The organism is Actinomadura meridiana (assembly GCF_039537545.1).
Lineage (GTDB): Bacteria > Actinomycetota > Actinomycetes > Streptosporangiales > Streptosporangiaceae > Spirillospora > Spirillospora meridiana.
This window is the reverse complement of the sequence record NZ_BAABAS010000005.1, coordinates 517,924-538,623: the sequence shown is the minus strand read 5'-3', so window position 1 is coordinate 538,623 and position 20,700 is coordinate 517,924. Positions and strand designations below refer to the sequence as shown.

Annotated in this window: 19 protein-coding genes and 1 pseudogene; 10 read left to right on the top strand and 10 right to left on the bottom strand. The window is 69.3% G+C overall.

The window, feature by feature from the left end; all coding sequences use genetic code 11:
- Positions 1 to 62 precede the first annotated feature (62 nt).
- On the top strand, positions 63 to 455 hold the full coding sequence (locus tag ABD808_RS11780) for an OsmC family protein (RefSeq protein ID WP_344894382.1): 393 nt from the start codon (positions 63 to 65) through the stop codon (positions 453 to 455).
- A gap of 80 nt (positions 456 to 535) precedes the next feature.
- Here ABD808_RS11780 and ABD808_RS11775 read toward each other — a convergent pair whose 3' ends face one another.
- Both ABD808_RS11775 and ABD808_RS11770 read right to left on the bottom strand, forming a co-directional pair.
- Entirely contained in the window at positions 536 to 2,272 is a 1,737-nt protein-coding gene (locus tag ABD808_RS11775) for a glycoside hydrolase family 3 protein (RefSeq protein WP_344894379.1), read from the bottom strand.
- Between the two features lie 101 nt (positions 2,273 to 2,373).
- Complete coding sequence (locus ABD808_RS11770; RefSeq protein ID WP_344894376.1) at positions 2,374 to 3,798, bottom strand: alpha/beta hydrolase; 1,425 nt, start codon at positions 3,796 to 3,798, stop codon at positions 2,374 to 2,376.
- A 420-nt stretch (positions 3,799 to 4,218) separates the two neighbouring features.
- On the opposite strand from ABD808_RS11770, the gene ABD808_RS11765 reads away from it, so the two are divergent.
- A complete protein-coding gene (locus tag ABD808_RS11765; RefSeq protein ID WP_344894373.1) occupies positions 4,219 to 5,052 on the top strand; it encodes a phosphatase PAP2 family protein in 834 nt (277 codons plus the stop codon).
- A gap of 21 nt (positions 5,053 to 5,073) precedes the next feature.
- Here the strand turns inward: ABD808_RS11765 and ABD808_RS11760 are convergent, their stop codons facing one another.
- The 3 genes from ABD808_RS11760 to ABD808_RS11750 all read right to left on the bottom strand — a co-directional run bounded on the left by ABD808_RS11760 (position 5,074) and on the right by ABD808_RS11750 (position 11,464).
- Positions 5,074 to 8,091, bottom strand: a complete 3,018-nt coding sequence (locus ABD808_RS11760; RefSeq protein ID WP_344894370.1) for a bifunctional [glutamine synthetase] adenylyltransferase/[glutamine synthetase]-adenylyl-L-tyrosine phosphorylase — start codon at positions 8,089 to 8,091, stop codon at positions 5,074 to 5,076.
- 26 nt (positions 8,092 to 8,117) lie between these two features.
- The gene (glnA, locus tag ABD808_RS11755) at positions 8,118 to 9,479 is read right to left on the bottom strand and encodes a type I glutamate--ammonia ligase (protein ID WP_344894366.1); all 1,362 of its coding nucleotides are present in this window, start codon (positions 9,477 to 9,479) and stop codon (positions 8,118 to 8,120) included.
- Positions 9,480 to 9,880: 401 nt separating this feature from the next.
- Entirely contained in the window at positions 9,881 to 11,464 is a 1,584-nt protein-coding gene (locus tag ABD808_RS11750; RefSeq protein WP_344894363.1) for a carboxylesterase/lipase family protein, read from the bottom strand.
- A gap of 192 nt (positions 11,465 to 11,656) precedes the next feature.
- Between ABD808_RS11750 and ABD808_RS11745 the strand changes: the two genes are divergently transcribed.
- The 5 genes from ABD808_RS11745 to ABD808_RS11725 all read left to right on the top strand — a co-directional run bounded on the left by ABD808_RS11745 (position 11,657) and on the right by ABD808_RS11725 (position 15,499).
- Positions 11,657 to 12,421: a TetR/AcrR family transcriptional regulator gene (locus ABD808_RS11745; protein WP_344894360.1), complete on the top strand. Its 765-nt coding sequence runs from the start codon at positions 11,657 to 11,659 to the stop codon at positions 12,419 to 12,421.
- 741 nt (positions 12,422 to 13,162) lie between these two features.
- Entirely contained in the window at positions 13,163 to 13,855 is a 693-nt protein-coding gene (locus ABD808_RS11740) for a DUF5753 domain-containing protein (protein ID WP_344894357.1), read from the top strand.
- A 1-nt stretch (position 13,856) separates the two neighbouring features.
- Positions 13,857 to 14,102 (top strand): hypothetical protein, encoded by a 246-nt coding sequence (locus tag ABD808_RS11735; protein WP_344894354.1) that lies wholly within the window; start codon positions 13,857 to 13,859, stop codon positions 14,100 to 14,102.
- Between the two features lie 62 nt (positions 14,103 to 14,164).
- The gene (locus ABD808_RS11730; protein ID WP_344894351.1) at positions 14,165 to 14,323 is read left to right on the top strand and encodes a hypothetical protein; all 159 of its coding nucleotides are present in this window, start codon (positions 14,165 to 14,167) and stop codon (positions 14,321 to 14,323) included.
- Complete coding sequence (locus tag ABD808_RS11725; protein ID WP_344894348.1) at positions 14,324 to 15,499, top strand: methyltransferase domain-containing protein; 1,176 nt, start codon at positions 14,324 to 14,326, stop codon at positions 15,497 to 15,499.
- A 133-nt stretch (positions 15,500 to 15,632) separates the two neighbouring features.
- On the opposite strand, the gene ABD808_RS11720 is transcribed toward ABD808_RS11725, so the two are convergent.
- Entirely contained in the window at positions 15,633 to 15,824 is a 192-nt protein-coding gene (locus ABD808_RS11720) for a DUF397 domain-containing protein (RefSeq protein ID WP_344894345.1), read from the bottom strand.
- Positions 15,821 to 16,369: pseudogene (locus tag ABD808_RS11715) on the bottom strand (DUF5753 domain-containing protein); the annotation flags it as partial. The gene ABD808_RS11720 and the pseudogene ABD808_RS11715, both read right to left, overlap by 4 nt.
- 296 nt (positions 16,370 to 16,665) lie before the next feature.
- Here ABD808_RS11715 and ABD808_RS11710 point away from each other — a divergent pair.
- The 3 genes from ABD808_RS11710 (at position 16,666) to ABD808_RS11700 (ending at position 17,920) form a co-directional block, all read left to right on the top strand.
- Positions 16,666 to 17,064 (top strand): ATP-binding protein, encoded by a 399-nt coding sequence (locus tag ABD808_RS11710; RefSeq protein WP_344894342.1) that lies wholly within the window; start codon positions 16,666 to 16,668, stop codon positions 17,062 to 17,064.
- A 59-nt stretch (positions 17,065 to 17,123) separates the two neighbouring features.
- Positions 17,124 to 17,444, top strand: coding sequence for a hypothetical protein (locus ABD808_RS11705; RefSeq protein WP_344894339.1), 321 nt, complete (start codon positions 17,124 to 17,126; stop codon positions 17,442 to 17,444).
- A gap of 137 nt (positions 17,445 to 17,581) precedes the next feature.
- The gene (locus ABD808_RS11700) at positions 17,582 to 17,920 is read left to right on the top strand and encodes a MerR family DNA-binding transcriptional regulator (RefSeq protein WP_344894336.1); all 339 of its coding nucleotides are present in this window, start codon (positions 17,582 to 17,584) and stop codon (positions 17,918 to 17,920) included.
- Positions 17,921 to 17,981: 61 nt separating this feature from the next.
- Here the strand turns inward: ABD808_RS11700 and ABD808_RS11695 are convergent, their stop codons facing one another.
- The 3 genes from ABD808_RS11695 to ABD808_RS11685 all read right to left on the bottom strand — a co-directional run bounded on the left by ABD808_RS11695 (position 17,982) and on the right by ABD808_RS11685 (position 20,477).
- On the bottom strand, positions 17,982 to 18,749 hold the full coding sequence (locus tag ABD808_RS11695) for an amino acid ABC transporter ATP-binding protein (RefSeq protein ID WP_344894333.1): 768 nt from the start codon (positions 18,747 to 18,749) through the stop codon (positions 17,982 to 17,984).
- Positions 18,750 to 18,822: 73 nt separating this feature from the next.
- Complete coding sequence (locus ABD808_RS11690) at positions 18,823 to 19,698, bottom strand: amino acid ABC transporter permease (protein ID WP_344894330.1); 876 nt, start codon at positions 19,696 to 19,698, stop codon at positions 18,823 to 18,825.
- Positions 19,659 to 20,477, bottom strand: a complete 819-nt coding sequence (locus tag ABD808_RS11685) for a transporter substrate-binding domain-containing protein (protein ID WP_344894327.1) — start codon at positions 20,475 to 20,477, stop codon at positions 19,659 to 19,661. Before ABD808_RS11685 ends, ABD808_RS11690 begins: the two co-directional genes overlap by 40 nt.
- Positions 20,478 to 20,700: the final 223 nt, after the last annotated feature.

Below are 20,700 nucleotides of genomic sequence, written 5' to 3'. Positions count from 1 at the left end.
GGAAGAACCGGCCGGGGTCCGCTGTTCACGTGGGCGAAGCACAGGTGATCGGAGGGATGGCAATGGCCGAGGTGAGGGTGGAGCGCACCGAGGACGGGTTCCGGGCCGTCAACGGCCGGGGCGCGTCGGTCGCCATCGGCGACGGGGACACCGAGGGCGTCTTCACGCCGGTCGAGCTTCTGCTGGCGGCGCTCGGCGGCTGTGAGCTGGTGACGGTCGAGCCGTTGACGGCGAAGCGCGGGCATCGGATGGCGCGGCTCGCCGCGACGGTTCAGGCCGACAAGATCGCGACGAGCACTTTGGGCACGATCACGGTCACCTACGACGTTGAACTTCCCGAAGGCGACGACGAGGCCGGGGACGTCCTGAAGGCGGTGGCCGAGCGGGTGCACGAGAAGTACTGCACCGTCGGCAACGCGCTCAGGGAGTCCATGAAGGTCGAGCAGGTCGTCTGATTCGTGGGGGTTCTCCTCCCCCACCACGGGACCGGGCCGGGTGCGCCGATCGGGGGGCGGCGCACCCGGCCCGGGGCCTTTCAGTAGTGCAGCCCGTGACCGTAGGGGTAGAGGCCCTTGATCGTGACGGGCAGGCGCCCGCCGGGCTGCTCACCGAAGACCACGCGGGCGGCGGCCTTGTGCATCGTCAGGTCGACCCGCTGGGTGCGGACGGTCGTCCCGTAGGTCGCGATGTACGCCTTGACGTCGGGGTAGGACGTGAGGTCGTACGGCAGTCCGGTCGCGATGGCCGCCACCGGTTTGCCCGTCGCCTGGAGCGCCTTGACGAGTTTCGCCTGGCCCGCGGGCAGCTCCCCCGCCGAGAACGTGTCGACCAGGATCCGGTCGGCGGACTTCGCGCGCCGGACGGCCTCCGCGATCTCCGCGTCGGTCGGGTCGGTCGTCGCGGACTCCCACGTGTCGACGGGGCCGCGTGCGACGTCGGCGACCTCGGACGCGAACACCTGGTTCTGGACGGTCCCGGCGACGAGCGTGCGGTCGTCGGAGTCCGGGTCGAACGGGAGGACGCCGCCGTCGTTGCGCACCAGGGTGGTGGCGGCGACGCCCATGTCGAGGGCGCGGCGCAGGGAGTGCCGGTTCCCGGAGAACTCGTCGGCCTTGTCGGGGTCGACGTAGCGGTTCTCGGCCACCTTGTACTTGCACTTGAGGGCGAGGATGCGGCGGACGGACTCGTCCACCCGCTTCTCACTGAGCGACCCGTCGCGCAGGGCGTCGGCGAGCGCGTCGACCGCCTCGGCGTGGGTCGCGTAGTCGCCGGTGGACATGACGATGTCCGCCCCGGCGTTGATCGCCATCACGGTGGCCTCGCGGGTGCCCCAGTGCTTGTCGATGGCGTCCATGTCCATGGCGTCGGTGACGATGACGCCCTTGAAGCCCATGTCCCCGCGGAGCAGGCCGGTCAGGACCTTGGGCGACAGGGTGGCGGGCAGCTCCGGGTCGATGGCCTTGACCACGACGTGCGCCGTCATGATCGAGTCGGCGCCCGCCGCGATGGCGCGTTTGAACGGCGGCAGGTGCACCTTCTCCAGCGTCGCGCGGTCGTAGGTGACGGTCGGCAGCTCCAGATGGCTGTCGAAGCTGGTGTCGCCGTGGCCCGGGAAGTGCTTGGGCGTCGAGATCACGCCCGCGCGCCCGTAGGCGCGGACCTGCGTGTCGACGAGGTCGGCGACCAGGTCGGTGCGCTCGCCGAACGACCGGACGCCGATGATCGGGTTGGCGGGGTTGGTGTTGACGTCGGACACCGGCGTGTAGGCCCACTGGAAGCCCATCGCGCGGGCCTCCGCCGCGGTGATCACGGCGGCCTCCCGGGCCAGTTTGGGGTCGCGGGCGGCGCCGAGGCCCATCGCGTTGGGCAGCGGCGTCGTGCCGAAGCGGACGTTGTGGGTCGTGCCGAACTCGAAGTCGCCCGAGACGAGCAGCGGCAGGCCGAGCCGGGTGTCCTGCGCCCAGCGCTGCATCCGGTTGGCGTAGCGGGCGGCGATGCCGGGCGTGGCGGGCTCGTAGGTGAGGATGGAGCCGATCTTCAGGTCCTGGATCGCGCGGCGGGCGTTCTCGGTCGGCAGCCCGTCGGGACCGGCCTCGGTGGACGCCATCACCATCTGGCCGACCTTCTCGGCGGCGGTCATCTGGGCCAGCTGGGCGTCGGGGTCGCAGCCGCCGCGTCCGTGCGGGGCCCGCGCGTGGGCCGGTGGCGCCAGCGCCAGCCCCAGGGCCGCGATCGCGGCGATGGACACGGCGGTTCGGCCGCTCCTGCTCATGACGGTTCCCTCCTCCGGCTAATGGTCTAGACCAGTCCATACCGGCAGAAGGATCAAGGGTGAAAGTTGCCAAAACCGGGAGAGCCCCCGCCTGGCCTGCGTCAACGGCCGCAGGTCGTCCCGGACGGCGGGACGGTTCCCCGGAGCAGGTAGGCGTTGACGGCGGCGCGGACGCACGGCTCGCCGGTGTCGTAGGCGCCGTGGCCCTCCCCCTCAAGGGTGAGGAGCGTCGCCCGTCCGCCGAGGGCCTTCGTGAGCGCGGCCGCCCACGGGTACGGCGTCGCCGGGTCGCCGGTGTTGCCGATCACGAGCATCGGCGCGGCGGACGGCGCCGACACCTCGCGGGCCGCGTCGTCGCCCGGCACCGGCCAGCCGGTGCATTGCAGCAGGCCCCACGCCATGGACGTGCCGAAGGCGGGCGAGGCGCGCCGGAACTCCGGCAGCAGCCGCCGGACGTCGGCCGGGGTGGGACGTTCGGTGCCGTCCGCGCAGGTGATCGCCGTGTTCGCGGCCGCGAGGCTGCTGTAGGAGCCGTCCTCGGCGCGGCCGTTCTGGGCGTCGGCGAGCATGAGCAGCAGCGACCCGTCGCGTCGCTTGACGGCGTCGACGAGGCCCTGCGCGAGGTACGGCCAGGCGTCGCGGGAGTACAGCGCGGCGGCCACGCCGGTCGTGCCGAGGCTCTGGGTGAGGTCTCGTCCCCCGGACGTGGGCAGCGGGTCGCGGTCGAGCCCCGCCAGGATCCGGCCGACGGACGCGGCCACGGACGGGCCCTCCTTCCCCAGCGGGCACGACTCGCGGCCCAGCCGGGCGCAGGCCGCGCCGAAGTCGCCGAGGGCGCGCTGGAACGCCGCCGCCCGCTGGAGCGCGAGGTCGGCGCCGCCGATCGTGGTGTCGACCGCGCCGTCGAGGACGGCCCGTCCGACGCGGTCCGGGTACCGGTGCGCGTAGGCGGCGCCGAGCCAGGTGCCGTAGGAGATCCCGAAGTAGTGCAGCCTCTCGTCGCCGAGGGCCGCGCGGATCAGGTCGACGTCCTGGACGGCGTCCAGCGTGCCGACGTGGGGCAGCAGCGCGCCGGAGCGGGCCGCGCACCCCTTCGCGAAGGCGGCCCGGCCGTCGAGGTACGCCTTCTCCTCGGCGGGGGTGTCGGGGCTGTCGTCCAAGGCGGCGAGCGCGTCCATGTGACGGGCGTCGACGCAGGTCACCGGGGCGCTGCGGCCGACGCCGCGCGGGTCGAAGCCGACCAGGTCGTAGTGGGCGCCGAGGGCCTCGTACCGGTCGGCGGCGCGGGCGAGCGTCTCGACGCCGTCGCCGCCGGGTCCGCCGAAGTTGAACAGCAGCGAGCCGACGCGGTGCCCCCGGCCGGTGGCCGGAATCTTGATCAACGCGATGCCGATCTTCTTGCCGGACGGCCGGGAATGATCGAGCGGAACCCGCAGCGTCGCGCAGCGGAACCCGGTCGCTGGCGGCTCGACGCCGGGCGGCGGCTCCGGGAGGCCGGTGCAGCGTTTCCAGGTCGGCGGCGGCACGTTAGCGCCGGTCGTGGCGGGTATACTTGTCACAGCCGCGGGCCGGGCGTGCAGGTTTTCGCCGCCGTAGTTCAGGCCGGATGCGGCCAGAGCCGCGGCACCGACGGCCGTAATGCCAGGTATCGCCCAAGAGCGGGCCATTCGTCCCCCCGTTCGAGTCCTGGGGGGCGATCCTGATCTACCCGCGGGCTTCTATGCTGACTCCTGATCAACTCCATAGGCTCCATCGGGGGAGGCGGAGAGGCAGGCGTCCCCGACGCCCCTCCCCCGAAAGTTCGGATACCGCTTCGGGGTCGTACTACTCAAGTCTGAGATGAAGACCATTCGTCGCGGTGATCTCAATCAGGGGGCCGTGCGGCAAAGATAGGTACCATGGCTCATCCGCCCCCCCAAGCAGCAGCCGCAACGAGGCGGCGACGGGTGCTCACCGCGCCTCCGGTGTGGCGTGAGCTTCTTCTGGTCGCGCTCTTCTACACCGGGTATACGCTGACGCGGATCGTCCTGGTTCAGGACGGTACGGGTCCGGCGTTCGCCCACGCCGGCCAGATCCTGGGCTTCGAACGCGCCCTCGGGCTCGACGTCGAGCTCGACCTGAATCATAGCCTCCTCTCGGTGCCCTGGTTGGCACGCACGGCGAACGTCTTCTACGCCACGATGCATTTCATCGTGACGTTGGGCGTCGTTCTCTGGGTGTACCGCTACCGGCCGCATCACTACCGGTTCCTGCGCACGTCGATCATGATGGCCACCGGCGTCGCACTGCTCGGCTTCTGGCTGTACCCGCTGGCGCCGCCGAGGTTCCTGCACAGCGAGGGCTTCGTCGACCCGGTGACCGCGCTGCACTCCCTCGGCCTGTACGCCAGCGACGCGTCCGGCACCCTCACCAACCAGTACGCGGCGATGCCTTCCATGCACGCGGGCTGGTCGCTGTGGTGCGGGCTCATCCTCTTCAAGCTGGCGAGCCAGAAGTGGGCCAAGGCGCTCGGCGCCCTGTACCCGCTCACGACGATCTACGTGATCCTGGCGACCGCCAACCACTACCTGCTGGACGCCGTCGCCGGGACGTCGCTGATCGGCGGCGCGCTCTGGGTGTCGTGGATGCTCTATTACAAGTATCCCGAACGGGTCGTCATGGCGCGGGCCGCCGTGATGGGCCGCGTCGTGCACCGTCCCCGCCAGACCGGCACACCGACGAGCCCGGGCACCGCCGCCGGACGGCACTCCGCCGCCGCCGGAGGCGCCACCCGCTACTGACCCGCCCGTAGTCGGGCCGCGTCACTGGTCCGCGCCGTAGAAGGCGCGGTCGACGACGGCGCGGGCCCGGCGGGCGCGGCGGCGGTAGTCCTCCAGCAGGTCGCCCGCCGCCGCGTAGCCGAGGACGACGGCGATGGCGCTGCGCTCCCGGTGGTGGTCGGTGGGCAACAGGTCGGACGCCCGGCCCCGCACCAGCATGATCGCGCCGCGGATCCGGGTCGCCAGGCACCACGCCTCGGCGAGGACGGCGGCGTCCTCGGCGTCCAGCAACCGGGCCTGGACGGCCGCGTCGAGCGCGTCCAGCGTGCGGGTGGTGCGCAGCCCGGGGATCTCGTGCGCGTGCTGGAGCTGGAGAAGCTGCGCCACCCACTCCACGTCCGCCAGACCGCCGGGGCCGAGCTTGGTGTGCAGCCGCCGGTCGGCGCCGCGCGGCAGCCGCTCCGACTCCATCCGGGCCTTCAGCCGCCGGATCTGCCGGACGGCGCCGTCGTCGATGCCGCCGTCCGGCCAGCGGACCGGGTCGATCAGGGCTTGGAACCGGTCGCGCAGCCCGGCGTCCCCGATCAGCGGGTCGGCGCGCAGCAGCGCCTGCGCCTCCCAGGGCTCCGACCAGCGGGCGTAGTAGGCGGCGTAGGACGCCAGCGTCCGCACCAGCGGCCCCCGCCGCCCCTCCGGGCGCAGGTTCGGGTCGATCTCCAGCGGCGGGTCGGGCGCGGGTCTCGCCAGCAGGCGGCGCAGCTCCTCGGCGACGGCGTGGGCGGCGCGGCCCGCTTCCCGCTCGTCCGCGCCGGGGTCCGGGTCGTGGACGAACATCACGTCGGCGTCGCTGCCGTAGCCGAGTTCGTGCCCGCCGAACCGGCCCATGGCCACCACGGCGAACCGGGTCGGCAGCGGCTCCCCCGACTCGGTCTCGATCTTGTTGACGGCGGCCTGGAGCGCGGCCTCGACGGTGACGGCGGCGATGCCGGTGAGGGTCTCGCCGACCGTCTCGACCTCGGTGCGGCCGAGCAGGTCGGCGGTCGCCGCCCGGAACAGCTCCCGGCGGCGCAGGCCCCGCACCACCGCGACCGCGTCCTCGGCGGAGGCCGACCCGTCGCCGTGGCGGCGGACGGCGGCGAGGGCCTCCGCGCGCAGCACCTCGAACGGGCGCGGGACGAGGTCGGCGTCGCTGCCGAGCATCGCGACCGCCTCCGGGGCGCGCAGCAGCAGGTCGGTGGCGTAGCGGCTGGAGCCGAGGACCCACGACATCCGCTCGGCCACGGTCACGTCGTCGCGCAGCAGCCGCAGGTACCAGGGGGTGGCGCCGAGCGCGTCGCTGACCTTCCGGAACCCGAGCAGGCCCGCGTCCGGGTCGGGCGCGTCGGCGAACCAGCCGAGCATGACCGGCAGCAGCGTCCGCTGGATCGCCGCGCGCCGCGACACGCCCGAGGTGAGCGCCTCGATGTGGCGGAGCGCGCCCGCCGGGTCGGCGTAGCCGAGGGCCTCCAGCCGGGCGCGGGCCGCCGCCGGGGTGAGGCGCGCCTCCGTCCCGGCGAGCCGCGCCACCGCCAGCAGCAGCGGCCGGTAGAACAGCTTCTCGTGCAGGCGGCGGACGCCTCGCGCGTGTCGCCGCCACAGCGCGGTGAACTCCGCCACCGGGTCGGCGCGCAGGCCGAGGGCGCGGCCGAGGCGGCGCAACCCGGCCTCGTCGTCCGGGACGAGATGGGTCCGCCGCAGCCGATGCAGTTGGACGAGGTGCTCCACCCGCCGCAGGAATCGGTAGGCCGCCGCCAGCGCCGCCGCGTCGTCACGTCCGACATAGCCGCCTCGCGAAAGGTCGGTGAGGGCGTCGAGGGTGGCACGGGCGCGGAGCGTCTCGTCGGCGCGGCCGTGCACGAGCTGGAGCAGTTGCACGGCGAACTCGACGTCCCGCAGCCCGCCGGGGCCGAGCTTGAGCTGCCGTTCGGAGTCGGGGGTGCGCTGGTTCAGGTCGGCCTCGACGCGGCGCCGCATCGCCTGGACGTCCTCGACGAAGCTCTCCCCCTCGGCCGCCTTCCACACGATCGGGGTGATCATGTCGAGGTAGCGGTCGCCGAGATCGGCGTCCCCGGCGACGGGACGGGCCTTCAGCAGCGCCTGGAACTCCCAGGTCTTGGCCCAGCGCTCGTAGTAGGCGCGGTGGCTGGCGAGGGTCCGCACCAGCGGGCCCGCCTTTCCCTCGGGGCGCAGGGCCGCGTCCACCTCCCAGAGCGCGCCCTCCTGCGTGCTGGCCGAGCAGGACCGCACCAGCGCCGCCGCCAGCCGGGTCGCGGCGCGCAGGGCGGCCTCCTCCGGTTCGCCCTCGCGCGGCTCCGCCACGAAGATCACATCGACGTCGCTGACGTAGTTCAGCTCGCGCCCGCCGCACTTGCCCATGCCGATCACGGCGAGGCGGCACAGGCCGTGCTCGGGGACCTCGGCGCGGGCGATCGCGAGGCCCGCCTCCAGCGCGGCGGCGGCGAGGTCGGCCAGCTCGGCGGCGACCATGACGACGTCCGCCTCGCCGGTCAGGTCGCGCCCGGCGAGGGCCAGGACACGCCGCCGGTACGCGACGCGCAGCGCGACAAGGGCGTCATGGCAGGACCCGCTCGCCACCGGCTCCCCGGCGGACGGGTCGGCTCCCACGGCGGTCAACAAGTCAGCGCGGGGATTCCCGGGAGGCGCGTCGTCCCCGCCGCGCAGCACCCGCCAGTGCTCCGGATGCCGGACGAGATGATCGCCGAGCGCGTCGCTCACCCCGAGGACGGCGGCGAGCCGCTCCCGCGTCCCGGGCTCGTCGGCCAGGGCCTCGCGCAGCTCCCGTCCGGCGCCCTGCTCGTCGGCGGACGCCAGCAGCCGGACGAGGCCGTCCAGGGCCAGGTCAGGGTCGGCGGTGGCGCTCAGGACGTCGAGCACATCGTCGGCGAGGCCCTGCCCCTCGTCCAGGAGGAGCCGCTCGGCGCGGGCCGCGTCGGTGAAGCCGAGCCGCGCCAGGCGCCCCGTGAGGGACGACCGGCGTTCGGGAGTGCGAGACTCGGCCACGGGTCAACCGTAATCGGCGGCTCGGATCAGAGGACGGCCAGGAGGCGCTTCCGCTCGAACTCGGTCACCTGACGGCGGTACTCCTCCCATTCCTGCCGCTTGTTACGCAGGAAGAAGTCGAACACGTGCTCGCCGAGGATGTCGGCCATCAGCTCGCTGCGCTCCATCGCGGTGATCGCCTCGTCCAGGTCCTGTGGGAGGGGTTCGATGCCGAGGGCGCGCCGTTCGGGTGAGGTGAGCGCCCACACGTCGTCCTCGGCGCCCGGCGGCAGCTCATAGCCCTCCTCGATGCCCTTCAGCCCGGCGCCGAGGATCGCCGCGTACGCCAGGTAGGGGTTCGCGGCCGTGTCCAGGGACCGGAACTCGATGCGGGTCGAGTGGCCCTTGTGCGGCTTGTACATCGGGACGCGGACGAGCGCCGACCGGTTGTTGTGCCCCCAGCAGATGTAGGACGGCGCCTCTCCCCCGGCCCCGGCGGCGGACCCGACGTTGCCCCACAGCCGCTTGTAGGAGTTGACGAACTGGTTGCACACGGCGGTGATCTCCGCGGTGTGGCGCAGCAGCCCCGCGATGAACGCCCGGCCGACCTTGGACAGCTTGTACTCGGCGCCCGGCTCGTAGAAGGCGTTGCGGTCGCCCTCGAACAGCGACATGTGGGTGTGCATGCCGGAGCCCGGATGCTCGGTGAACGGCTTCGGCATGAAGGAGGCGTGCACGCCCTGCTCCAGCGCGACCTCCTTCATCACCAGCCGGAACGTCATGATGTTGTCGGCGGTGGTGAGCGCGTCGGCGTACCGAAGGTCGATCTCCTGCTGGCCGGGGGCGCCCTCGTGGTGGCTGAACTCCACCGAGATGCCCATCGCCTCCAGCATGAGGATCGCGTTGCGGCGGAAGTCGTGCGCCGCGCTGTGCGGGGTGTGGTCGAAGTAGCCGCCCGCGTCGGCCGGTTCGGGTTCGCGGCCGTCCTCCGGCTTGTCGGCGAGGAGGAAGAACTCGATCTCGGGGTGGGTGTAGAACGTGAACCCGAGGTCGGCGGCGCGGGCCAGGGCGCGTTTGAGGACGTAACGCGGGTCGGCGAAGCTCGGCGTGCCGTCCGGCATGAGGATGTCGCAGAACATCCGGCCGACGCCCGGCGACTCCGACCGCCAGGGCAGCACCTGGAAGGTGGACGGGTCCGGCTTGGCGATCATGTCGGCCTCGTAGACCCGCGCGAACCCCTCGATCGCCGAGCCGTCGAACCCGATGCCCTCGCCGAAGGCCCCCTCCAGCTCGGCGGGAGCGACGGCCACGGACTTCAGGAACCCGACCACGTCGGTGAACCACAACCGGATGAACCGGATGTCGCGCTCCTCCAGCGTGCGGAGCACGAACTCCTGCTGACGGTCCACAGGCTTCTCCCTCGATACTCCCCTGCCGCTACGTCGCAGTATGCCCGGACGCTGTTACCACGACGTTACGCACGCGCGTTCCTTCAGAACGTTCCCACTGACCGGAAGATATCCGACTTATTCGCTTTCCCCGATCCACACCACCGCCGGATCGAGGACACGAGCCAGAAACACCCGCGTCCACCCGCGGGCCGGACGCCCAGGACGTCACCGACCAGCTCCGGGGCGATGCCGGGTACCTCAACCAGCATCCGGCGGAACCGGCGGCGCACGTGTGAGGCCGCGTAGCGGCCGCCGTGCCAGCGGTGCTCCCCGCACGCATGCGGGGAGCACCGCTGGACGTTGGGAGCGGTTAGCCGTTCGCCGGGACCGTCCCCGCGTGCGCGAGTCGCATCACTCGATCAGTTACCGATCGACGCCCAGAAGGCGCACTGGTGCTCCTGAGCGAGATCTGCTGACCCGATCGCGCCCGGCGCGAGCGATTGGACGTGCTCGCCCGCTTTGAACGGCGACCACTTCGGCGAATTGTGACCGTTCGGATTTCCCGTATGGGCGAATTGGCTCCAGTAACGCATCATCTGATTCGAGAGCTTGCGTTGCGCGCTTGTCGCCGGGCCGGGAAGCTGCGCATCGTCGAAGATGTACTGAAGTTCGCCACCATGAAATGCGCCGGTGGGAAAATTCGGCTTCGCGAGGGTGGTGAACCATGGGGCGTTCTCATCGCTGAATTCATACGCGTAGACGGGTGCGTGTGCGGACAGCGCGCGGTTTCGATCAAGAACGGGACAGGCCCACGCCCAGTCCGTCACGACGGTGGACAACGCCTCACCGGCTGAGTGGAAATGATCGCTGGGGTAACGAGCCAGGACCCGCGCGGCGTCGGTCGGCCCGAAGAGCGTGTGGACTTCATCCCGGTAGCTGGCGTCGGTCGTCTGCTTGCCCGTCGCGGCCTCGATGGCGGCGGTGAAGAGGCGATGTTCGTCGCGCGTGGTTCCTTGGATGATCGGCACGCGATTGAAGCGGCCCGTGGCGAATGCCTTCTGCGGGCTGAGGGGAAGCACGCCGCCACCGACTGTGGGCCCGGATCCGAGGCCGACGTCGGACCACTTGGTGAGTACCTCCGGCTCTATTTTGCGCAGGCAGGAGGCGGCTGTACGGACATCGGGACAGTCGAGCTCGGAGGCGACGTCGAGTCCGTGCCGCTCACGCTCGGCGCGCGGTAGCGGGAACCAGGTCGGCGGACCAGGTGACCATTTCTCCCCGGTGCATTCCCCGCTCTGCAAGATCGCCTTCTGGAAGAGCCCCGCCGAGCCGGGGGCCGCCAGATGGGAGCAGACGCTTGTCCCTCCGGCGGACTCGCCGAATATGGTGACGTTTGCCCGATCACCGCCGAATGCCGCGGCGTTACGCTGGACCCATCGCAGCGCGGCCTGCTGGTCCTCTAGCCCGAAGTTGCCCGAAAGATGCCGGGCCGCACCGTGATCGAGGGACGGATGTGCGAGGAATCCGAAGATGCCCAGGCGGTAGTTGGGTGACACCACGATCACGTTGCCCGTGTCCGCCAGGCGCTGTGCGTCATAGAGGCTGCCGGCGCCGTTGATGAAGCCGTTGCCGTGGATCCACACCATCACGGGGAGTTTGCGAGCGCCGACGTGGCGGGGCGTTGTGACGTTGAGGTAGAGGCAGTCCTCATGAATGCTGGCCTCGTCGATCAACCCCTCCGCTTGCGCGCACCGGTTGCCGGGCTCGGTCGCGTCCCTGATTCCCGACCACGATGCGGCACGCTGGGGGGATGCCCAGCGCAGCGACCCGGTCGGTGGGGCCGCGTACGGGATTCCCTGGAACAGTCGCGCGTTCGCGGTGAGCGTGCCGCGCACGGCACCGGCGTCGGTTGAGACAACAGTGGAGGAATCGTGGCTCGTCCCGGCATGCTCCGCCGACGCGGAGGCGGCCGTGACGGCAGACGCCGAGGAGCCGAAGAGCACCGCCGCGACGAGTAGGGTCCGCAGGTGACCTGGCATGGTGGCCCGCGACCGGCCGCGGCCTGTTGTCGGTCTCTGCACGAGCTGTCTCAAGATCCACATCCCCGATCGCGTTTGTGTAAGGTACACACGAATAAAAGTGTATGGGTCACACGAAGTCAAGCGTTCGGCGAGAACTGTGAGGACGATCTACTGATGTCCACTGGCGTTGATCCGCAGGAGCTGCCGCCGGGGTTGGCCCTCGCCTGGGGCCTGCCCGCCAAGACGAGCAAGCTCGGGCGGACGCCGTCGCAAAGCGTCGAGCAGGTCGTCGAGGCGGCTGTCGAGCTGGCCGACGCGGATGGCTTCGCGGCGTTGTCGATGCCGAAGCTCGCCAAGAAACTCGGGCTAACTGCCAACGCGATCTACCGATATGTCAGATCCAGGGATGAGCTGCTGGTGCTGGTCGCCGAGACCGGGTGGGGCCCCGCACCGGATCTGGTGTCCGGCGCCGACCGCTGGCGAACCGCGGCGACAACCTGGACCCGGTCGATGATCGACCGGTGCGATGTCCATCCCTGGCTGGTGGACCTGCCCGTCCGGGGCGCGCCGGTCACGCCGAACCTGCTGCGCTGGACCGAGGTCATTCTGGAATCCCTCACCGGCGCCGGACTCAGCCCCAAGGAGGCAATTCAGTGCGCGTTGCTGCTCGACGTATATGCGCGCCGGACAGCCGACATGCGCCGCGACCTCAGACAGAGCAACGCGGGCTCCGTGAAATCAACCACCGTGCAGGATTTCCTGCTGCCATTGCTGCACGAGCACGGATATCCTCTTGTCGCGGCCTTGATGACGAGCAACGAATATTCAGACGATATAGACGACAATGATGTGACCTTCGGCCTGACCCTGATTCTCGATGGTATCGACGGCCTCCTGTCGGGGAACAAACCCCACCACACCACCGACCCCGCTGGTTAGCCCGCTGAGCGGGCGGCGTGAAGCTTCGAGGTCGGCGGGCTCCCTCTCATCAAGCAGGCATGATGGCACCGCAGGCACGAAACACCTCGAAGACCACGGACTGCGACAAGACCATGATCGTCAGATTCCGTGCCCGCAGTCCGTCAAGACACGCCCCGCCCGCCCATTTGCCGGTAGCCCTAAGCGCATCAGGAGAGCACGAAACCCCCCGGTGCCAGCGGAGGCTCCGGGGGTCCTGTTGTCCAGAAATTCTTGAGGGTCTCGGCGAACCGGCGAAAGTCCTCGCGGACACACGCGGATGATCTGGGGTCCTGTCACGGGGAGAGGACCCCAGGTCATCCATGCGTCCGGGGCTACGAAGCTCACAAACGCAGACGCCTTGCCGCGCCGTCCGCGCCGGGTGACGCTTGGTTGGGCAACCCGAGGCAAACCCCCAGACCCAGGAGGACGACGTGTCGCTGGATTTCGTCGGCGTGGACCCGAACTCCCAGCAGGACAAGTGCCCCGCCGTGCACGTGGACCCGACCACGGGCGACGGACTGTTCGTCGGCGAGCACGTGACCGATCCCCTGATGCTTGCGGAGATGGCCTCTCACGTCAGCGTCGGGGCCGACGAGGCGGTCATCCGTATGCCCGCTCGCATGTGGCCGATCATCGCCGAGGCGGCTGCGGGCACCTTTGAGAAGGGCCGTCGCTGGCCGGGGCGAGTGTCGTTCGCGGATCTCCTCGCCGTTACCCAGCATGTGGGTCAGCTACAAACGGCTGCACCGGTCAGGGCTCCGACAGGCACAGACAGTCGTCAGACCTGTTTACGAGCGCGCGAAGCTGATCCGGAACTACCAAGAGCGCGTGATGCCCGGGTTGCTCCAGACGGCTGGCTACACGACGGCGGCCTTGTACGCCGTACGACGCGAACTCGACTTGCCCGTGGACGACGTTGCCGAAGCCGTGACTGAGCGGATGGACAGGCAAGACGTGTTGCGCTCGGGCAGGGGCCGGTACGTGTTCATCATCGAGGAAGCGGTGCTGCGCCACCGCACGTGTGAGACCGCCATCCACGTCGGTCAGCTTTCCCATCTGCTGACCGTTATGACGCTGCCGTCAGTGTCGTTGGGCATCATCCCCCAGGCCGCGCCCCGCAACGGGGTGTGGCCTGAGGAAGCGTTCACGATGTTCGACGAAGAGCTTGTAGGAGTCGAACTCGTGTCCGGAGTGCTCAACGTCTCTCAGCCGAGCGAGATCGCGTTGTACCTGCGGGCGTTCGATGCGCTCTCCGGCCTGGCCGTGCGCGGCGACCGCGCCAGGAAGCTGATCAACAGCGCACCTCGAAAGTTCTTAGTGGGCCAACCCGGGCAACTTTGTGGCCCGCGACACGACCACCTCCTTAGCGTGCTTGGTAACACACAGAGGGTCGTTGCCCGGCGAGGAGGGTGAGATGGGGTCGGTGGACGAGACGCGGGAAGCGGTCCTGTCCGTCCTGAAGGACGCCCCGGACGAGTGTCCGCCGGGTCCGGATGAGTTCCTGACACGCTTGCGGGCCGAGTTTCCCAAGCTGGGGTTCGTTGCCGACCCGTCCGCGGGGGCGTGGTTCGCGGTCGGCGGCGGCGGGTTCTTCGTGCGGGGCCGCACTGGGATCGAGCTGCGGGAACGACTGATCGCGGTTGGATGGCGGCCCCGATGACCGTCCCGGCTTCGGTGCCTGGAGCGACGGTTCGGCGGGAGCCGGACGGGATCTTTGCGGCAGTGACCTACCGCGTGGCAGTCGGCTACGCGGTCCGTGGGAAGGAGTTCGATATGGGCAAGCACGATGACGACGACAAGAAGGAAGGCGACGGCAAGTGGGACAAGCCGATCCCACCCAAGAACCCCCCGGGCGGCGGCAAGCACGAGAAGAGCAAGTAGGTGGCCGATCCGGCGGAGCTGTCGGCCCGGCTGGTCGCCGAACTCACCGAAGCCGGTGACTTGGTCCCACAGTGGAGGGCGGCGTTCCAAGCGGTACCCCGGCATCGGTTCGTTCCCGACACGGTGTGGGTCCAGGACGGTGACCGGCGACTGGTGCCGGTGGACCGGGCCGACGACGAAGCGAGGTGGCTGGAGCTGTGCTACGCCAACGACTTCGTGGTCACGCAGGTCGATGATGGTGTCCCGGCCGAGCCAGGACGGGTCGGCCGGGACATCTCCAGCTCGGCCAGCCGCCCGGACGTGGTCGCCTCGATGCTGGCGGCGCTTGAGGTCGAGCCGGGCATGAACGTCCTGGAGATCGGAACCGGGACCGGATGGAACGCCGCGTTGCTCGCCGAACGGCTCGGCGACGACAAGGTGGTCTCGGTGGAGGTGGATCCGGCGGTGGCCGACCGCGCCCGGCGTGTTCTGTGGGACGCGGGATACGAGATCGCGGTCGCGGCCACTGATGGCGCGCTGGGGTGTCCAAGCTTCGCGCCGTTCGATCGGGTGATCGCTACCGTCGCCGCCGATCAGGTCCCGCACGCATGGGCTGAGCAGAGCCGTCCAGGCGGGCGGGTGCTGGTCCCGTGGACCACCGACTTCCACAACGGCGCGCTGGTGTCGTTCACCGTGGAACCGGACCGCACGATGCGTGGCCGGATCGTGGGGAACGTGGCGTTCATGCGCCTGCGCGCCCAGCGCGGCCGACACGTCTCGCTCGCCCGCGACGTGCGGCACGTGGAGCAGGCCCGCTGTTCGTCCACCGGCCTGCACCCGTACGACGTGCTCGGCGAGTACGACGTGTCGTTGGCGGTCGGATTGAAGGTGCCACGCTGCAAGTTGATCGTTAGGCATGACGACGGTGGGGCCTACGCGGTGTGGCTGGTCGATCCATGGTCGGGCTCATGGGCCAGCCTTGAACACGGGCCGGGCGCGGAGACGTTCCCGGTCCGCCAGCATGGCCCTCGGAGCCTGTGGCACGAGGTGGAGGCCGCCTACCACTGGTGGGAGGACCTTGACCGTCCTACCGCCGACCGGTGGGGCCTGACCGTGACGGCCGAGGGCCAGCACGTCTGGCTCGACGATCCGGGCAACCTCATCGGTCCGTCGTGTCCAGACCAGGGCGGGCAGTAGGTCATACGGTCCACGCCCGGCACAGGAAGGGCTGCGTCCCGACCCGCCCAACACTCCGTTCTTCCTCGGGCGGGTCGGGGCGCGGCCCTCAACGTCAAGCACGCCCAGGCGGCCGGGGGGCTCTTGTTGTGCTCTAGAGGTTCTTGAGGGTCTCGGTGAAGCGGCGGAAGTCCTCGCGGCTCACGAGGATGTGACCGCCGTGGGGGTTCTTGCTGTCGCGTGCGGCCACGCCTTCGGGGGTCGCCGCGAGTTCGACACATTCCTGTTCGCCGTTACTACGGCTCGACTTGCGCCACGTCAAGCACTGCCCGTTGTTCTCGTTCACTTGTTGAAATCCTCCGCTACTTGGTTGAGGAAGCTGGTGCTCTCCGCTTCGTTCAGAGCAGAGTTCCACATTGACGTGAATACCGCCTCATATCGCTCGACCTCTTCCGGCTTTTCCAGATAGAGAGCTCCGATGAAGCCTTCTACGTAGACGGTGGTCGGTTCGCTTGGCCTACCGTCTCCATTGGTGGGGAAGTGCATCATGACGAACTGGCTCGACACGATGCCTGCGTGCAACCCATTCACGAATGGAATCACACGTACGGACACGTTCTCTAGCTGGGCGTTCACCTCTGCGAGGTGGTTGAGCTGCCCAGCCATGATACCCCGGTCGCCGATTGCCGGGCGAAGCACGGACTCATGCAGCACCATCTCTACCTTCGGCTTGGCTACGGCCCGTGTCAGTAGCGCCTGGCGCTGAATCCTTACCTCTACTCGGCGCTCTATCTCGTCATCTCCCTCCTCTGGCTTGGCGGCGCGAATGAGTGCCCGCGCGTAGTCGCGCGTCTGGAGTAGCCCGGGAATTCGCTCGGACTGAAATGCTTGGAGAGTTTCAGCAGGCGCCGAGGGACCGTCGTTCCACCTGGACGCTCCGCCATCACATCACCTCCCCGTGCAGGTCTTTCATCCTTTATGAAAGCACCGAATCAATCACCCTGCAAGCAAGACTTATCAGGGTCAAATCTGTCGAGCATGATTTTCGCTGAAAGCCTTGCAAGCAGGATAAGCACAGTGCTCTACTGCGGTCATGGGTCACCGCGTAATGCCTGGTCACCCCGGGGGGTGCTAGCTCAGAAAGCTCCCTCGATGGTCGAATCATCCGATTTCCGAAGGTCGTACCGATGCCCGCAGTCGCTCAAGCCCCAGAGGTGCCCACGCTCGTCATACCTCCCACCAAGAACGCGCCGAAGATCGCAAGAGACTTCCTCGCCGGCTGCTTCTGTGATCTGGGGATCGCGGATGACTACGTGGGGCGTGTGGTGGTGAGTGAACTCGTTTCAAATGTCCACGTACACGTCAAATTCGGACAGGTCACTGTTCGGGTCTTTGAGGACGAGCGTGGCGACTGCGTGGTCATCGAGGTCGAGGACGCGAGTAGAAGGCTGCCGGTGATCAAGGAAGTCGAGGGTTCGGCCGAGTCGGGCCGTGGGCTCTCCATGATGTCGTTGCTCGTCCGGGAATGGGGCGTGCGACTGACCAGCGAAGAAGGGAAGATCGTATGGGCGCGGCTCGACCGCTGACCGTCCGAATGGAACGGCGCGCGTTGCGATTTCGCACGCATCTTGGACGCTCGACGGCCGTGCGGTATCTGGATCTTCTCGCCGTCGCGCTCCAGCCCAAGGGGTACCGGTCCATCCGGCTCTACCGGCCCGAGGAGTTTCCGGCCCCGGTCGCCCTGCCCGCGCTCTGGGAACCGCTGCTGTGGGTGTACGTCCCCGGCCCGGACGAGCACGTTTGGACGGTCGTGAGTGCCCGCGCCATTTCGGGCGGGATGTGGGCCTACCACGAGGCGGCGCGCGGTCGGTACGGCTACCTGTCGCCGTGTGGGGACGTGAAGGCGGCGGCCGACCGGACCGACAGGCTTCTCAAGCACAAGATGTATCCGGGCAACGCCTGGTGAGAGGCCGCATACCAACCCCCTAGAGGCTGACGCGGTTGGAGGGGGCCGCGTCGGCTTCGTCCCCGTCCTTCTCCCTATGGCCCCCGCAGGGGAGAGGGACGGGGCTCAGACTCGTTCGACGGAAAGGGTGAAAGCAGGTGCCGTTACTAACGCCTGAGGAGGACCCCCGGCGGGAGCGTTGGGGCTGGATCGCCGTCCTTCACTGTGAGAGCGGTGAACCGTGGATTCCCGCGAGGCACGCGGCGCGAGCGTGCGGGATCTCCACGGCCAGTCTCCGTCGATGGGCCGAACGGGGAGTCATCAGCGTCATCCGCGATCCAGGCCAGCATCGTCACTACTACTCCTCCGAGATCGCTTTCCTCGCGGCGTGGGTGGAGGCCAGGAAGGAAGCCGGGAAGGAGGCTCTGAGCCTGATCGCGTTGACCAACTACATAGAGTTCACGTTGGCCAGCCCGTACTACTGCGAATCCACCTGATCCCCATGGACGCCCCCCTGATCTTCGCTTGAAGGTGCGCGGTGGAGGTCAGGGGGCCGATTTATTCGCTTTCGCCGATTCGTGCCGCTGCCGGGTCGAGGACTCGGGACAGGAACGCCCGTGTTCGCTCGTGGGACGGGTCGTCGATCACGCGCGTGGGTGGGCCCTCCTCGACCACCACGCCGTCGTCCATGAACACGACGCGGTCGGCCACCTCGCGGGCGAAGCTCATCTCGTGGGTGACGACGAGCATGGTCATCCCGCCTTCGGCGAGGCTGCGCATGACGCCGAGGACGTCGCCGACCAGCTCCGGGTCGAGCGCCGATGTGGGCTCGTCGAACAGCATGACCTCGGGGCCCATGGCCAGCGCGCGGGCGATCGCGACGCGTTGCTGCTGGCCGCCCGACAGTTGGGCCGGGTAGGAGATGGTCTTGTCGGCCAGGCCCACCCGTTCGAGGTTCTCCCGGGCGATTCGTTCCGCCTCCGCCTTGCCGCGTTTCAGCACCTTCCGCTGCGCGATCATGACGTTGCCGAGGGCCGTGAGGTGCGGGAACAGGTTGAACGACTGGAACACCATGCCGATCCGGCGGCGGACGGCGTCGATGTCGACGTCGGGGACGGTGACGTCCACCCCGACGACCCTGATCGTCCCGGCGGTCGGTTCCTCCAGCAGGTTCACGCAGCGCAACAGGGTCGACTTGCCCGACCCGGACGGGCCGATCACGCAGACCACCTCGCCCGTCCCGACGTGGAAGTCGATGCCGCGCAACACCTCGTTCGTCCCGAACGCCTTGCGCAGCCCGTGGATCTCGATCGCGCCGTCCGTCATCGCTGCCCTGCCTTTCTGGGGGACGCCCCCCAGACCCCCGAGTGGAGGCCCGACGATCCTCGCTTCGCTGTGGTCATCGGGCCTCTTTTCTGCGGGCCTCAAGGCGCCGGGCCAGCAGGCTCAGGGGGATCGTGATGAGCAGGTAGCAGATCCCGGCCACGATGATCGGGGTCGTGTTGCCCTTCTCCCCGGCGAGGTCGCGGCCGAACTTCGTCAGGTCGCGCTGCTCCAGCGTGATGCCGAGGAACAGCACGAGCGAGGAGTCCTTGCAGAGCAGGACGAGCTGGTTGGTGAGCGGCGGGATGATGATCCGGAACGCCTGCGGGATGACGATCGACCACATCGCCCGGGAGTGCGGCATGCCGAGCGAGCGCGCCGCCTCCATCTGGCCCTTCGGGACGGCCTCGATCCCGGCGCGGATCGTCTCTGCCAGGTACGCGGTGGCAACGAGGCCGAGCGCGAGGCCCGCCTGCCCGGCCGCGCCGCCGGGGATGGTCGTGCCGGGGAACGCCAGCGGCACGCCGACGCCCACGAAGATGAAGATCAGCAGCAGCGGCAGGCCGCGGAAGATCTCGATGTAGGTGGTCGCGAACCACCGGTACGGCGGGACGGACGACAGCCGCATCAGCGCCACGACCAGCCCGCCGCCGAGCCCGAGACCGAACCCGACGGCGGTGTAGAGCGCGGTGTTGCGCAGCCCGACCGTGATGACGTCGGGGAACAGGCCCTCGGCGACGTCCCAGTTGGCGAAGTTGTGCCGCAGCGTCCCCCAGTCGGCGAGGAGCGCGATCAGGACGATGACGGCGGCGAACAGCCCGTACTGGCCGCCCAAAGAGAGTTGGCGGCGCCGTCGGCGGGAGAGCCCGGAGAGCGTGCCGTCCGGAGCGCTCGGCTTGACCTGTTCGGCCGTCACGAGCCGACGCCCGGCGCGGGCTTCGCGCCGATCCACTTGGCGTAGAAGCGGTCGTACGAGCCGTCGGCCCTGGCCTTCTGGATGATCTGGTTGGTGAGCTTGACCAGCTCCGGGTTGTGGCCCTTGCGGAACCAGTAGCCGAGCTGCTCACCGGTCCGCACGTTGACGGCGATCTCCAACCCGGCGTTGGCGGGGTCCCTCAGCCAGTACCTGGCGACCGGGTCGTCGACGAGGATCGCCTTCGCCTGGCCGGTGCGCAGGCCGTCCAGTTCGGCGTTGGCGTTGTCGTAGGAGCGCGGGTCGAAGCCCTCGCGCTTCGCCAGGTCCTCGCCGGTGGTCCCGGCCTGGGCGCCGAGGGAGAGCTTCTTGGTCTTGAGGTCGGCCAGGGACCTGACACCGGCGCCCTTCTTCGTCATGACCGCCTGGGTGACGTCGAAGTACGGGACGGACACGTCCATGAACCGCGTCCGGTCCTTGGTGATCGTCATGCCGCCGACCTGGATGTCGCACTTTCCGGCGTTGAGCGACGCGCCCGTCCTCATCGTCTCGAACGGGGTGTCGAAGATCTTCACGGACAGGCCCAGCCGCTTGGCGACGAGGTCGACCATCTCGATGTCGAAGCCCACGACCTTGCCGGACTTCTGGTCCTCGGATTCGAACGGCGGATACGGCAGGTGCGTGCAATAGGTGAGCGTGTTCTTCTTGACGAGCTTCACCCCCTGCACGGTGGCGCCGTCGTCGCCCCCGCACGCCGAAGCCGTCAGCGCCAGTGCGACCACGAGGGCGCCCAGCGCCCGCCCGCTCGTCCTCGTCATTGCGACCACGATTCCTCCACCGGTGCGTTTCGCAAGATCATGCCATGTAATCCCGGAATCGTCCTGAACCGAGCCGGGCTCGCCATTCCGCCGGGACGGACGCCAGCGCCACACCCTAGGCGCCGGGCGGGCCCGCGCGGAACCCGTCATCGCGGCGGAGATCACCGTGGGAGTTTCGGTCGGCGGCACCGGGCAATCCCGTACGTCCCCCAGCATTCTTCCT